The organism is Achromobacter sp. ACM03 (assembly GCF_014851665.1).
Taxonomy (GTDB): Bacteria; Pseudomonadota; Gammaproteobacteria; order Burkholderiales; family Burkholderiaceae_B; genus Achromobacter; species Achromobacter aegrifaciens.
In genome coordinates this window covers 1,020,896-1,033,200 of the sequence record NZ_JACVAD010000001.1, presented here as the reverse complement: position 1 = coordinate 1,033,200, position 12,305 = coordinate 1,020,896, and the positions used below count along the sequence as shown (strand labels likewise).

At 66.8% G+C, this 12,305-nt stretch carries 13 protein-coding genes; 8 read left to right on the top strand and 5 right to left on the bottom strand.

Annotated features, from left to right (window positions below; genetic code table 11):
- Positions 1-45 precede the first annotated feature (45 nt).
- Positions 46-1,287 (bottom strand): CaiB/BaiF CoA-transferase family protein, encoded by a 1,242-nt coding sequence (locus IB257_RS04670; protein ID WP_054453956.1) that lies wholly within the window; start codon positions 1,285-1,287, stop codon positions 46-48.
- Positions 1,288-1,561: 274 nt separating this feature from the next.
- Between IB257_RS04670 and IB257_RS04665 the strand changes: the two genes are divergently transcribed.
- The 5 genes from IB257_RS04665 (at position 1,562) to IB257_RS04645 (ending at position 5,611) form a co-directional block, all read left to right on the top strand.
- Positions 1,562-2,332 carry an ABC transporter ATP-binding protein gene (locus tag IB257_RS04665; RefSeq protein WP_054453958.1) on the top strand — a complete coding sequence of 257 codons (771 nt, stop codon included), beginning with the start codon at positions 1,562-1,564 and terminating at the stop codon, positions 2,330-2,332.
- Positions 2,333-2,402: 70 nt separating this feature from the next.
- Positions 2,403-3,401, top strand: a complete 999-nt coding sequence (locus IB257_RS04660) for an ABC transporter substrate-binding protein (RefSeq protein WP_054453961.1) — start codon at positions 2,403-2,405, stop codon at positions 3,399-3,401.
- Positions 3,398-4,171: an ABC transporter permease gene (locus tag IB257_RS04655; RefSeq protein ID WP_054453964.1), complete on the top strand. Its 774-nt coding sequence runs from the start codon at positions 3,398-3,400 to the stop codon at positions 4,169-4,171. The genes IB257_RS04660 and IB257_RS04655 overlap by 4 nt, the downstream gene beginning before the upstream one ends.
- Before the next feature lie 18 nt (positions 4,172-4,189).
- On the top strand, positions 4,190-4,996 hold the full coding sequence (locus IB257_RS04650; protein WP_192491922.1) for a transporter substrate-binding domain-containing protein: 807 nt from the start codon (positions 4,190-4,192) through the stop codon (positions 4,994-4,996).
- A gap of 27 nt (positions 4,997-5,023) precedes the next feature.
- Positions 5,024-5,611 carry a YigZ family protein gene (locus IB257_RS04645; RefSeq protein WP_054454822.1) on the top strand — a complete coding sequence of 196 codons (588 nt, stop codon included), beginning with the start codon at positions 5,024-5,026 and terminating at the stop codon, positions 5,609-5,611.
- 28 nt (positions 5,612-5,639) lie between these two features.
- Here IB257_RS04645 and IB257_RS04640 read toward each other — a convergent pair whose 3' ends face one another.
- The 3 genes from IB257_RS04640 to IB257_RS04630 form a co-directional block, all read right to left on the bottom strand.
- The gene (locus tag IB257_RS04640) at positions 5,640-6,014 is read right to left on the bottom strand and encodes a co-chaperone YbbN (protein ID WP_013394055.1); all 375 of its coding nucleotides are present in this window, start codon (positions 6,012-6,014) and stop codon (positions 5,640-5,642) included.
- A 168-nt stretch (positions 6,015-6,182) separates the two neighbouring features.
- Positions 6,183-7,199 (bottom strand): LLM class flavin-dependent oxidoreductase, encoded by a 1,017-nt coding sequence (locus tag IB257_RS04635; RefSeq protein WP_054453967.1) that lies wholly within the window; start codon positions 7,197-7,199, stop codon positions 6,183-6,185.
- A gap of 208 nt (positions 7,200-7,407) precedes the next feature.
- On the bottom strand, positions 7,408-8,700 hold the full coding sequence (locus IB257_RS04630) for an NCS2 family permease (RefSeq protein WP_119449664.1): 1,293 nt from the start codon (positions 8,698-8,700) through the stop codon (positions 7,408-7,410).
- 110 nt (positions 8,701-8,810) lie between these two features.
- On the opposite strand from IB257_RS04630, the gene tsaD reads away from it, so the two are divergent.
- Positions 8,811-9,842, top strand: a complete 1,032-nt coding sequence (gene tsaD, locus IB257_RS04625; protein WP_054453971.1) for a tRNA (adenosine(37)-N6)-threonylcarbamoyltransferase complex transferase subunit TsaD — start codon at positions 8,811-8,813, stop codon at positions 9,840-9,842.
- A 51-nt stretch (positions 9,843-9,893) separates the two neighbouring features.
- On the opposite strand, the gene plsY is transcribed toward tsaD, so the two are convergent.
- Positions 9,894-10,535 (bottom strand): glycerol-3-phosphate 1-O-acyltransferase PlsY, encoded by a 642-nt coding sequence (gene plsY, locus IB257_RS04620; RefSeq protein WP_054453973.1) that lies wholly within the window; start codon positions 10,533-10,535, stop codon positions 9,894-9,896.
- Between the two features lie 188 nt (positions 10,536-10,723).
- Here plsY and surE point away from each other — a divergent pair, with 188 nt between their 5' ends.
- Complete coding sequence (gene surE / locus IB257_RS04615; RefSeq protein WP_054453975.1) at positions 10,724-11,482, top strand: 5'/3'-nucleotidase SurE; 759 nt, start codon at positions 10,724-10,726, stop codon at positions 11,480-11,482.
- On the top strand, positions 11,467-12,291 hold the full coding sequence (locus tag IB257_RS04610; protein WP_054453977.1) for a protein-L-isoaspartate(D-aspartate) O-methyltransferase: 825 nt from the start codon (positions 11,467-11,469) through the stop codon (positions 12,289-12,291). The genes surE and IB257_RS04610 overlap by 16 nt, the downstream gene beginning before the upstream one ends.
- Positions 12,292-12,305: the final 14 nt, after the last annotated feature.

Here is a 12,305-nt window from a genome sequence, read left to right as displayed (position 1 = left end):
GTGTCTCCTGGGTTGTTGTCATGGCCGCCTGCCCGGCGGTTGGGGTCAGATGATTCCGCGGCCTTTCAGCTGCGCGATGCGGGCTTCGTCCAGGCCCAGCCGCTCGCGCAGCACGGCGTCGGTGTGCTGGCCCAGCGCCGGCGCGGCGCGGTCGTAGCGCATGGGGGTGTCGCGCATGCGGATGGGGTTGGCCACGGCCGGCGTGTCCACGCCCGAGACATGGGGCAGCGACAACTGCATGCCGCGATGGCGCACGTGCGGGTCCTGGAATACCTGTTCGATGTCGTAGATGGGCCCGCAGGGCACGTTGACCGCCTGCAGTATCTGCACCCATTCCTGCATGGTGCGCGCCAGCATCGCCTCGGCGATCGGCGGTATCAGCGTGTCGCGGTTCCGATTGCGCCCGCCGGCCGTGGCGTAGCGTTCGTCGGCGGCCAGGTCGGCGCGGCCGATGGCGCCGCAGAAGGCGCGGTATTGGCCGTCATTGCCGACGGCGACGATGACCGAGCCTTCCTTGCAGGCGAATACCTGGTACGGAACCATGTTGGAATGGGCATTGCCCATGCGCTGCGGCACCCGCCCGGACAGGAAGTAGTTGATGGCCTGGTAGGACGAGATCGTGATCACGCAGTCCAGCAGCGACATGTCGATGTACTGCCCCACGCCGCTGACGCGGCGGTGTTCGACTGCGGCCAATATGGCCGTGCTGGCGTAGACGCCGGTCAGCAGGTCCGTGATCGCGATACCGGATTTCATCGGCTCGCCGGCGGGGTCGCCGGTGATGCTCATCAGTCCGCCCATACCCTGGAACACGAAGTCGTAGCCCGGCAGCGGCGCGTAGGGTCCGTCCTGGCCGAAGCCGGTGATCGAGCAATAGACCAGGCGCGGATTGATGGCGCGCAGGCTGTCGTAGTCCAGTCCATAACGCGCCAGCGTGCCGACTTTGTAGTTCTCGACCAGCACGTCGGAGTCCTTCGCCAGTTCCGCAATCAGAGCCTGGCCTTCCGTCGTGGCGATGTCCACGGTAATTGACCGCTTGCCGCGGTTGGCGCTCAGGAAGTAGGACGAGTCCCGGGTCTCAGCGCCGTCGGCGCCGGTCAGGAAAGGCGGCCCCCAGCCGCGCGTGTCGTCGCCGTGTCCAGGGCGCTCTACCTTGATGACGTCAGCGCCCATGTCGGCCAGCGTCTGCGTCGCCCATGGGCCGGCCAGCACGCGCGTCAGGTCCAGGATCTTGAGGTGGGATAGCGCGCCGCGCGGCTGCGCGGCGGCGGTGTTGTCTCGCTCCATGTCGCTCCGATCGGGGTGGGCCCCGTTATGTCTGGGGTCCACCTTAATGACGGAGGTAGCGAGGGTCCAATATCGTTTTACGCGTTATCGATTCGAATTGAGTATTGCCGGCGGGATGGGGCCGCCGTTCGATGTCCGTAACCAGTCCGGGCAGAACGCTGTTGATGCGTTCTTTATTACGAAAAGAAGTTAAGACATTCAATATTGATAGTTTGGATTCATATAACGAATTGTTAGATTGGAGGCTCATTTTTGGCCCGCCACGATACGTTCCATGAATCTCACCTTCGATCACGTCCACAAGCACTTCGGCGAACTGCCGGTGGTGGACGGCTTTACCAGCGAAATCAAGACCGGTGAACTGGTTGCCCTGGTGGGCCCCTCGGGTTGCGGCAAGTCCACCTTGCTGCATCTGGCGGCCGGCCTGGAAAAGCCCACCGAAGGCAGCGTGCTGGCCGACGGCAAGGCGGTTGCCGGCCCCCATCCCAGCCGTACCCTGGTGTTCCAGGAACACGCGCTGTACCCCTGGCTGACGCTGGAGGACAACGTGGCGCTGGCGCTGGAATTCCAGAACACGCCCAAGCCCCGCGCCCGTGAAGCCGCGCGCCAGTGGCTGGCGCGCGTCAGCCTGGCCGGCTTCGAACACTATTACCCCCATCAGGTGTCCGGCGGCATGCGCCAACGCGCCGCGCTGGCGCGCGCCTTCATCGCCCAGCCGCAGACCATGCTGATGGACGAGCCTTTCGGCGCGCTGGACGCGCTGACCCGGCTGAGCCTGCAGGACGTCCTGCGCCAGCTCATCGCCCAGGAAAAGCCCACCGTGCTGCTGGTGACGCACGACGTGGACGAGGCCTTGTTCCTGGCCGACCGCATCATCGTCTTCAGCCCGCGCCCGGCGCGCGTGCTGCGCGAGTTCAACCTCGCGCACCGCGAAAAGACCCATGACCTGTCCGGCCTGGCGGCCGAGAAGCGCGAGATCCTGCGCCTGCTCGGCATCGCGGTGGACGGTTCGGGCGAGCACGCGGACCTGGCCCTGGCAGCCTGACCCCCGGATCTGGATTCTTGCTGGCGGCGCGTGCGCGTCGGCCGGCCCTGCATACCTTGGAGCACTTCCCATGAAACTGAAGCAATGGCTGTCCCTGCCGCTGGCCGCGGCGCTGCTGGCGGCAGCCCCCGCGATGGCGGCCGAGAAATTCCGTGTGGGCTATCTGCGCGTGATGGACGATGCGCAGGCCATCGTCGCGCAAGAGGGCGGCTACTACAAAAAGGCCGGCCTGGATTCCGAACTGATCGAGTTCAAGTCGGGCACCGACCTGATCAAGGCCATCGTCGGCGGCCAGCTGGACATCGGCGTGCTGGGCTTCACCAACGCGGTGGCCTGGGCCTCCAAGGGCGCGGACCTGAAGGTGGTGGGCGGTGCGCAGCAGGGCTACCACTCGCTGATCGTGCGCGAAGACTCCGGCATCAAGGACATCGCCGGGCTGAAGGGCAAGACCCTGGCCTCCCAGGCCGAAGGCAGCACTGCCGACGTGGTGCTGAAGGGCGTGGTGCTCAAGCAGGGCAACCTGGCTGCGGACGACGTCAACGTCATGGGCGTAAGCCCGGCCGTGGCGGTCCAGTCGCTGGTGGGCAAGCGCGTGGACGCGGCCTTCCTGTTCGAACCCTACGATCGCATTGCGCAACTGGTGGCGCCGGTCAAGCAGATCTATGAAGTGGGCCAGGCCTGGCCGTTCCCGTGCATGGTGGTGATCACCTCCGGCGAGACGCTGGCCAAGCGCAAGGACGACGTCTGGAAGGCGCTGGATGCGCAGAACCAGGCCATCCAGCTGCTGCAGAAGGAACCCGCGCAGGCTTCCAAGCTGATCGCGTCCTACTTCATCGCCGAACCCACGCTCAAGACCCTGACCCGTGGCGAACTGCCGCGCGAGACCGTCATCGCCGAAGCCATCGGCACGCAGGTCTTCACGCCCAAGCTGACCGACAAGGACACCCGCCGCATGCAGGAAATCGCCGACATCCTGCAAGCCCAGGGTTCGCTGAAGACGCGCGACGGCAAGCCGTATGACGTCTCCAGCATCGTCGACCTGTCCTGGCAAGAGGCTCGCAAGCTTTGAGCGCATCTACCCGAGTCACCGGCGCCCGCAAGCATTTCGCGGGCGTTCTGGGCGTGTTGTTCATCCTGGCCTTGTGGCAACTGGCGGCGTTCGCGCTGCCGGACTTCCTGATGCCGGGCGTGCCGGCCGTGGTCGAGCGCCTGGTCGAAGACCTGGGCAAGCAGTCCTTCCATCAGAGCCTCCTGGGCACGCTGGGGCGGCTGGGCGCGGGCTACGGCCTGGCGCTGGCGGCCGGCATCGGCTTCGGCCTGGTGGCGGCTGTGCTGTTCTTCTTCCGCGAAGTGCTGCGCAGCGCCATCGTCATCCTGCAGTCGATTCCGTCGATCGCCTGGGTGCCGCTGTTCCTCATCGTGATGGGCTTCGGCAATACGCCCATCATCGTCGTGGTGGCATTGTCGGCTTTCTTCCCGGCCGCGCTCAGCGTGATGAACGCGACTGAGTCCGTGCAGCGCGTGCATGTGTCGGCGGCGCGCGTCATGGGCGCCACGCGCTGGGGACTGGTCAAGCGGGTCTACCTGCCGGCCGTGATGCCCGAGCTCATCACCGGCGCGCAGCTCGCCTTCGGCAATGCCTGGCGCGCGCTGATCTCGGCGGAAATGCTGATCGGCTTCGGCAAGGGGCTGGGCCGTTCGCTGGCCTATTCGGGCGAAATCGCCGACATGACCGGCGTCATGACCAACATCCTGGTCATTGCCGTGCTGGCCGCGCTGATCGACCAGTTCGTGCTTGAAAACCTCAAGCACCGCCTGCTGCGCTACCAGTACGTCTGAGGGCGACAGGAGTCCTGCATGATTGGCCGCATCCGTCTGTTTGTCCTCGGCGCCTGCCTGGTTGCATCGGGCTTCGCGCAGGCGCAGCCCGACGCCTTCGCGGCGGCGCGGGCGCGCGGCGAGCTGGTGGTGGGCGTGCCTTACCTGGCGCCGCCGCCCGCGGCCGGCGCCAAGATCCGCACGCCGGACGGCCTGGACGCCGCAATGACCGACAGATTGGCGCAAAGCCTGGGACTGCCGGTGCGCCTGGTGCAATTGCCGCAGGAACAGGCCGCTGCCGCGCTGGCGGCGGGGCGGGTCGACCTGGTCCTGGCCGACGGCGCGTCGGCCCAGCCGGACGCGGTCGCGACGCAAGCCACGGGCTATGCCGCCCGACCCAAGGCCGTGATCCGCAGCGACACCAGCCTGCGCAGGCCCGCCGACGTGCGCGGCCGCAGCGTCTGCATGGCGGAGGCCGCAAGCGCTTCCCGCGCCCTGGCCGAAAGCTGGGGCGCCGTGGTGCGCACCTACCGCGTGCCGTCCGATGCGCTGGTCGCCGTGCGCGAGGGCAGCTGCGATGTCGGCCTGGTCGACGACGCGGTCTGGGAGCCGCTGGTGCGCTTCCCGGAATGGAAGAAGTTCTCCTCGACGCTGGCGGCCGATGGCGCGCGGCGTGAACGCGTGTGGCTGCTGCCGGCCTCCGACTCCGCCAGCCGCAACTGGCTGAGCCAGGAAATGCGCTCCTGGGACCGAGCGGGCGCCTGGAAGGCCATGACCGCGAAGTGGGCCCGCGACGTGGCCTTCGATGTCTATCTCGACCAGGAAGTGCCCGACTGCCACGGCTAGGGACTGGCGGCACATACAATGCCGGTCATGACGCACACGCTGACCGCCCCTTGCACCTACCAGGAAGACATCAAGAAAAGCCGCTTTGTCGCGTATGCGGCGCCCGTGTCCGGCGTGGACGAAGCCATGCGCTTCTTTGCCGAACATAGCGACGCCGAAGCGACCCACAACTGCTGGGCCTACCGCATCGGCCAGGAATACCGCTTCAATGACGACGGCGAGCCGGGAGGCACGGCCGGCCGTCCCATCCTGCAAGCCATCGAAGGCCAGGACATGGATCGCGTGGCGGTGCTGGTAGTGCGCTGGTACGGGGGCATCAAGCTCGGCGCAGGCGGACTGGTGCGCGCCTACGGGGGCTGCGCGGCCAACTGCCTGCGGCTGGGGGAGCGGACCGAGATCGTGGATCTTGCAACCGTCGCCTGCGCTTGCGGTTTTGGCGAACTGGCGTTGTTGAAGTCGCGCCTGGCTCAGGCAGGCGCGGCCATCCTGCAGGAAGACTTCAACGAGGAAGGGGTGGCGCTACGGTTCACGGTGCCGCGCGCAGCGGTGGCGGACCTGGAAGTGACCGCCGCCAACATCACGCGCGGGCGTGCGGCCTGGGAAGTCGAGTCCTGATCCCAGGGGCGCACGGCCCGCGCAGCGTTCAGGCGTCCTGCCCGTTCTGGGCAGCTGCGATTTCCTGATGGACCTTTTCCATGTCCACTTCCTTGATCTTGGCGAGCAGCTCATTGAGCTGGCCGCCCGACAAGGCGCCCGGTTGCGAGAACAGCAGGACCTTTTCGCGGAAGACCATCAGGGTCGGGATGGAACGGATGCCCAGCGCGCCGGCGAGTTCCTGTTCCACGTCGGTATTGACCTTGGCGAAGGTGACGTCGGGATGCTCGGTGGCGGCCTGTTCGAATACCGGCGCGAAACCGCGGCAGGGGCCGCACCAGGGCGCCCAGAAATCAACGATCAGCGTACCGTCGGGGGTAATGGCTTCCTGGAAGCTGTCTTTGGTGAGTTCAACAATACTCATTTTGAATCCTTGCCGGCGAGCGGCGTAAAAAGCGGTGTCAGAGGCCCGGGGTATGCCCGTCCCGGACCCGATGGGGCGTTGCGGCGGCGTTCGGTGCTTTAAGAACGATAGTAGAGCGGGTAATGGCCGCGTCGCAATGGTTGGCGCCTGAGGCGCGGGCTGCGGCCCTCAGGCCGCGGTGCTTGCCGGGGCGCCGTTTTTCAACGACGCGACGATCTCGAAGGAACGCAGGCGGTCGGCGATATCGTAGAAATCCGAGACGATCATGACTTCGTCGGCCTCGGTTTCGGCCACCAGCGCTTCCAGTTCGCGCCGGACGGTATCCGGGCCGCCCACGATGGCCGCGCCCAGTCTTTGATGGACCGCCTCGCGCTCCCATTCGTTCCACAGGCCGTCCATGCTGTCCACGGGCGGTTGCAGCTGCAGGCGGTTGCCGCGCACCAGCGACAGGAATTTCAGCTGCTGGGTGGTGGCCTGGCGCCTGGCGGCTTCATCGGTTTCGGCGGCCACGACCGGCACGCCTATCATGGCGTAGGGGCGCGCCAGCGTTGCCGACGGCTTGAACAAATGGCGGTACAGGCGCATGGCCGCCATGCCTTCGGGCGAAAAATGTCCCGCGAAGGAGAAGGGCAGGCCCAGCTCCGCGGCAAGCCGCGCGCTGAAATCGCTGGACCCCAGCAGCCAGATCGGAATGTCCAGGCCTTCGCCGGGAATGGCGCGCACGGGCTGGCCAGGGCGCGAAGGCGCGAGGAAACCGCGCAATTCTTCCACCAGCGCCGGGAACTCCAATCCGCTGCGCGGACCGCGGCGCAATGCGTGTTGCGTGGCGCCGTCGCTACCGGGCGCGCGGCCCAGGCCCAGGTCGATACGGCCAGGGTAAAGCGTTTCCAGCGTGCCGAACTGCTCGGCGATGATCAGCGGCGCGTGGTTGGGCAGCATGACGCCGCCCGAGCCCACGCGCAGGGTGCTGGTGTGCGAGGCGACGTGGCCGATCAGTACGGCGGTGGCGCTGCTGGCCACGCCGTTGATGTTGTGGTGTTCCGCCAGCCAGAAGCGCTTGTAGCCCAGGCGTTCCACGTGCTGCGCGACCGCAACCGTGTTGCGGAAGGCGTCAGCCGCGTCGCGGCCTTGCACTATCGGGGCCAGGTCCAGTACGGAGAAAGGGATGCGGGCCAGGCTGCTCATGCGGAAACCTCCGTATGCACGGTGGGACAGGACAGCGGGGCGGAAACAAAGCGGGTAAGGCGCAAGGCGGACTCCATATGCCGTTATACATGGGGAGTGTATCGGTGAAATCAAGCGGACCCGCCAGCAACCATATGGCGCGGCGGGTTGATTGATTTCCGCTATTGCCGCGATTGGCCCGCCTTGAGAGCGGCCTTGGGGCTTGCGCCTAGCCGGGGAAGAACGCGTAGCGGATCACGAACAGCGCCGCGACCAGCCAAGTGGCGGGATGCACGTCGCGGACCTTGCCGGTAGCCGTCTTCAGCACCACGTAGCTGATGAAGCCGAAGGCGATGCCATTGGCGATCGAGTACGTGAACGGCATGACCAGGGCGGTCAGCGCGGCCGGCGTGGCCTCGCAGACGTCGTTCCAGTCGATGTCGATCAGCTCGCGCATCATCAGGCCGGCCACGTAGAGCAGGGCGGGCGCGGTGGCGTAGGCCGGCACGGCGCCGGCCAGCGGCGAAATGAACAGCGCGGCCAGGAACAGCACCGCGACGACCAGGGCCGTCATGCCGGTACGGCCGCCAGCCTGCACGCCGGAGGCGCTTTCCACATAGGCGGTGGTGCTGCTGGTACCCAGCATCGAGCCGGCCACGATGGCGCTGCTGTCGGCGAAGAGTGCGCGGCCCAGGCGGTTGGGGCGGTTCTCGGGCATCAGGCCCGCGCGCTTGGCCACGCCGACCAGCGTGCCGGTGGCGTCGAACACTTCAACCAGCACGAACACCAGGATCACGTGCACGAAGCCGCTGTGCAGCGCGCCCAGGATGTCCAGCTTCATCAGTGTGGGGGCCAGGCTGGGCGGGGCGGCGAAGATGCCCTTGAATTCGTTGTAGCCCAGCGCCATCGACAGCACCGTGACCACCAGGATGCCGATCAGGATCGCGCCGCGCACGCGCAGCGCATCCAGCGCGGCGATGATGAAAAAGCCCAGGATGGCGAACAGCGGGCCGGGCTGGGTCAGGTCGCCTAGCGTGACCTTGGTGGCGGGATGCGCAACCACGATGTTGGCGCTGGATAGCGCGATAATGGCAAGGAACAGCCCGATGCCGGCGGCGATGGCGCTGCGCAGCGAATGCGGAATGCCCTTGACCAGCCAGACCCGGATGCCCGAGAACGTCAGGAACAGGAAGATCACGCCCGAGATGAACACGGCGCCCAGCGCCTGCTCCCAGGTGTAGCCCATGGTCTTGACCACGGTGAATGCGAAGAAGGCGTTCAGGCCCATGCCCGGCGCCATGCCGATCGGCCAGTTGGCGATCAGCGCCATCACCAGCGAGCCCAGCGCGGCGGCCAGGCAGGTGGCGACGAACACGGCATCGCGGTCCATGCCCGTCGACGACAGGATGTCCGGATTGACGAAGATGATGTACGACATCGTCAGGAATGTCGTCAGGCCGGCGACCAGTTCCGTACGCGCTGTCGTGCCGTGTTCACGCAGCTTGAATAGCTTCTCGAGCATTCGAGTCCCCAATGTGTTTGCAGGATTGCGGGTTGTTGTGGGCGGGCTGGGTTGCCCGCCGGTTTTTCATGAAAGGGCGTATTTTCGCATCAGTTGTAAACTCTGCCGCCATGATTATTCTCGGCTTTGAAAGCTCCTGCGACGAAACCGGCGTCGCTGCCGTCTGTACGGAACGGGGCCTGCTCGCGCACGCGCTGCATACCCAGATCGCCATGCACCAGGAATACGGGGGCGTGGTGCCGGAACTCGCCTCGCGCGACCATATTCGCCGCGTCGTGCCGCTGACCCGGCAGGTCCTCGAAGAAGCGGGCCTGCAAATGTCGGATGTCGGCGCCGTGGCCTATACGGCCGGCCCCGGCCTGGCCGGCGCCTTGCTGGTGGGCGCCAGCGTCGCGCAGTCGTTCGCCTGGTCGCGTCATTTGCCCGCCATCGGCATCCATCACCTGGAAGGCCATCTGCTGTCGCCGATGCTGGCGGATCCGCGGCCTGAATTCCCCTTCGTGGCGCTGCTGGTGTCCGGCGGACACACGCAGCTGATGCGCGTGGACGGGGTGGGACGCTACGAATTGCTGGGCGAAACGCTGGACGACGCGGCGGGCGAGGCCTTCGACAAGTCGGCCAAGCTCATGGGCCTGGGCTATCCCGGCGGACCGGCGCTGTCCCGGCTGGCCGCCAGCGGCGATGCCGCGCGTTTCGATCTGCCGCGCCCCATGCTGCACAGCGGCGACCTGGATTTCAGTTTCAGCGGCCTGAAGACGGCCGTGCTGACCCGGGTCAAGGCTGCCGAAGCCGCGGGCGGACTGGACGAACAGACCCGCGCCGACCTGGCCGCGGCCACGCAGGCCGCCATCGTGGAAGTGCTGGCGGCCAAGGCCATCAAGGCCCTGAAGCAGACCGGCCTGAAGCGCCTGGTGGTGGCCGGGGGAGTGGGGGCCAACCAGTTGCTGCGCGCCAAGCTGGACGCGGCGCTCAAGCCGCTCAAGGCGCGCGCCTATTTCCCGCCGCTGGAACTGTGCACCGACAACGGCGCCATGATTGCCTTTGCCGCCGCCGAGCGGGTCAAGGCTGGCCTGGCGACGCTGGATCCGGATGCGCACAGCTTCACGGTGAAGCCGCGCTGGGACCTGGCCGACATCGCCTGAAAATGAAAAGGGCGGCCATGCAGGCCGCCCCGAAGCGCATTCCTTGCGCGTTTATTTCTTCTTGCCGCCGCCGATGCGGCTTTCCGTGCCCTGGACCAGGCGCGTGATGTTGGCGCGGTGGCGGTAGAACAACAGCACGCCGATGACCGCAAGCGCCACGCCCATGGACGGCTGCGCATACCAGGCCAGGCCGGAACCAAACACGTAGTAGACGGGGGCGAAGAAGGCCGCCACCAGTGAAGCCAGGGACGAATAGCGGAAGAACACCGCGACGATCAGCCAGGTGGCCGCCGTGGCGACCGCCAGCCAGGGCTGGATTGCCACCAGCACGCCCAAGGCGGTGGCCACGCCCTTGCCGCCCTTGAAGCGCAGGAATATCGGGTACAGATGGCCCAGGAAGGCGGCCAGCGCCACCAGCGCCAGCGCGACGGGGGAGATCCCGGGAGCCAGTTTTTCGGCCAGCCAGATCGCGAACCATCCCTTGGCGGCGTCGCCCAGCAGCGTCAGCGCGGCGGCCGTCTTGTTCCCGGTGCGCAGCACATTGGTGGCGCCGGGATTCTTGGAGCCGTAGCTGCGGGGGTCTTGCAGGCCCATGAGCTTGCTGACGACCACCGCGAAGGGCACAGAGCCGATCAGGTAGGCCAGCAGGATGAGCGCAGCGCTGAAGACCAGGGAGGGGTCGTTTATCGCCATGGATAGGATCCGTTGTTGTTGTGTTGTTGCGGTAATGGGTGCGGATTCTACCGCGCCCGGGGCCGGGCCCGGCTACGGGTTATCGAGCGGGGCTGCGGCCCCCGTCCGCCAGTCGATCGCACGGATACCGGCCGCGGACGGTACAATCCGACGCGTTCACCCGCGTTTTATTTTCTTTCGGATGCACAATGCGAATTCTGGTTTCGAACGATGATGGTTATTCGGCCCCTGGGCTCGAGGCGCTGGTTGACGCGCTGCAGGGCCTGGGCGATCTCACTGTCGTCGCGCCTGAAACCAACCATAGCGGCGCGTCCAACTCCCTGACGCTGAACCGGCCGCTGTCGGTACGCACCGCCTCCAACGGCTTCATTGCCGTCAACGGCACCCCGTCCGACTGCGTGCACGTGGCGCTCACCGGCCTTATGGATACCCGGCCCGACCTGGTCGTGTCCGGCATCAACAACGGCGCCAACATGGGCGACGACACCCTGTATTCGGGCACCGTGGCCGCTGCCAGCGAAGGCTATCTGTTCGGCATTCCGGCCATCGCGTTCTCGCTGGCCGAGAAGGGCTGGGAGCACATCGATTCCGCCGCGCGCGCCGCGCGCCTCGTGGTGGAACGCCATCTGGCCCAGCCGCTGGCCGCGCCGGTGCTCCTGAACGTCAATATCCCCAGCCGCCGCTTCGAAGACATGCACGGCTTCGCGGTCACGCGCCTGGGCAAGCGCCATCCCTCGCAGCCGGTGGTGCGCACCACCACGCCGTATGGCGATACCGTCTATTGGATCGGACCCGTGGGTTTGGCGGCCGACGCCACGCCAGGCACGGACTTTCATGCCGTCGAGCAGGGTACGGTGTCGGTCACGCCGCTGCGCCTGGACCTGACCCAGCACAGCCAGCTCGACGAGATCCGGACCTGGGCGGAGCCGCTATGCGTAAACGTGTAAGCCAGCCGGACGTGACCCAGCCGGTGCCCGGGCGTACCGGTCCGGTGCGCTACGACTCGGGTCGGCTCAGTCCGGGCGTCACGCCCGCCAACAGCAACACCCGCATTTCCGCAGCCACGCTGCAACGCCAGACCCAGGCGCCGACGCCCGCATCGGGCAGCAATCTGGGGCTGAATTCGGATCGCCTGCGCCAGGCCATGGTCGAGCGCCTGCGGGCGCAGGGCATTACCGACGAGCGCGTGCTCAACGCCATGGGCGCGGTGCCGCGCCATCTGTTCGTCGACGAGGCGCTGGCCAGCCGCGCTTACGAAGACGCCGCGTTGCCCATCGGTCATTCGCAAACCATCTCCCAACCCTGGGTGGTGGCGCGCATGATCGCCGCCGCCTGCGACGACCGCACGCCCACCCGCGTGCTGGAAGTCGGCGCGGGTTGCGGCTACCAGGCGGCGGTGCTCGCGCAGTTCGTGCGCGAGGTTCACACCATCGAACGCATCCGCGGATTGTATGAACTTGCGCGCGAGCATCTGCGCGCCCTGCGGCTCACCACCAGGATCCGCTTGATCTACGGCGACGGCATGCTGGGCCTGCCCGGCGTGGCGCCGTTCGATGCTATCGTTGTGGCTGCCGCTGGCCTTGCCATCCCGCAGGCGCTGCTCTCGCAGCTCGCACCGGGTGGCCGCCTGATCGCTCCTGAAGGGGGCGCCAACCAGCGCCTGGTTCTCATCGAACGCACAGGCGCGGCCAGCTGGAAACGCACAGAATTAGAGGCCGTGCGCTTTGTGCCGCTACGGGCCGGAATACAATCTTGAGCAAACAGGAGAAA

Bases quoted from the DNA above. Each gene is read 5' to 3' on its own strand.
- IB257_RS04640 (WP_013394055.1), bottom strand. From the start codon at position 6,014: ATGAGTATTGTTGAACTCACCAAAGACAGCTTCCAGGAAGCCATTACC.
- IB257_RS04660 (WP_054453961.1), top strand. From the start codon at position 2,403: ATGAAACTGAAGCAATGGCTGTCCCTGCCGCTGGCCGCGGCGCTGCTG.
- surE (WP_054453975.1), top strand. From the start codon at position 10,724: ATGCGAATTCTGGTTTCGAACGATGATGGTTATTCGGCCCCTGGGCTC.
- IB257_RS04665 (WP_054453958.1), top strand. From the start codon at position 1,562: ATGAATCTCACCTTCGATCACGTCCACAAGCACTTCGGCGAACTGCCG.
- tsaD (WP_054453971.1), top strand. From the start codon at position 8,811: ATGATTATTCTCGGCTTTGAAAGCTCCTGCGACGAAACCGGCGTCGCT.
- IB257_RS04635 (WP_054453967.1), bottom strand. From the start codon at position 7,199: ATGAGCAGCCTGGCCCGCATCCCTTTCTCCGTACTGGACCTGGCCCCG.
- IB257_RS04650 (WP_192491922.1), top strand. From the start codon at position 4,190: ATGATTGGCCGCATCCGTCTGTTTGTCCTCGGCGCCTGCCTGGTTGCA.
- IB257_RS04630 (WP_119449664.1), bottom strand. From the start codon at position 8,700: ATGCTCGAGAAGCTATTCAAGCTGCGTGAACACGGCACGACAGCGCGT.
- IB257_RS04610 (WP_054453977.1), top strand. From the start codon at position 11,467: ATGCGTAAACGTGTAAGCCAGCCGGACGTGACCCAGCCGGTGCCCGGG.
- plsY (WP_054453973.1), bottom strand. From the start codon at position 10,535: ATGGCGATAAACGACCCCTCCCTGGTCTTCAGCGCTGCGCTCATCCTG.
- IB257_RS04645 (WP_054454822.1), top strand. From the start codon at position 5,024: ATGACGCACACGCTGACCGCCCCTTGCACCTACCAGGAAGACATCAAG.
- IB257_RS04670 (WP_054453956.1), bottom strand. From the start codon at position 1,287: ATGGAGCGAGACAACACCGCCGCCGCGCAGCCGCGCGGCGCGCTATCC.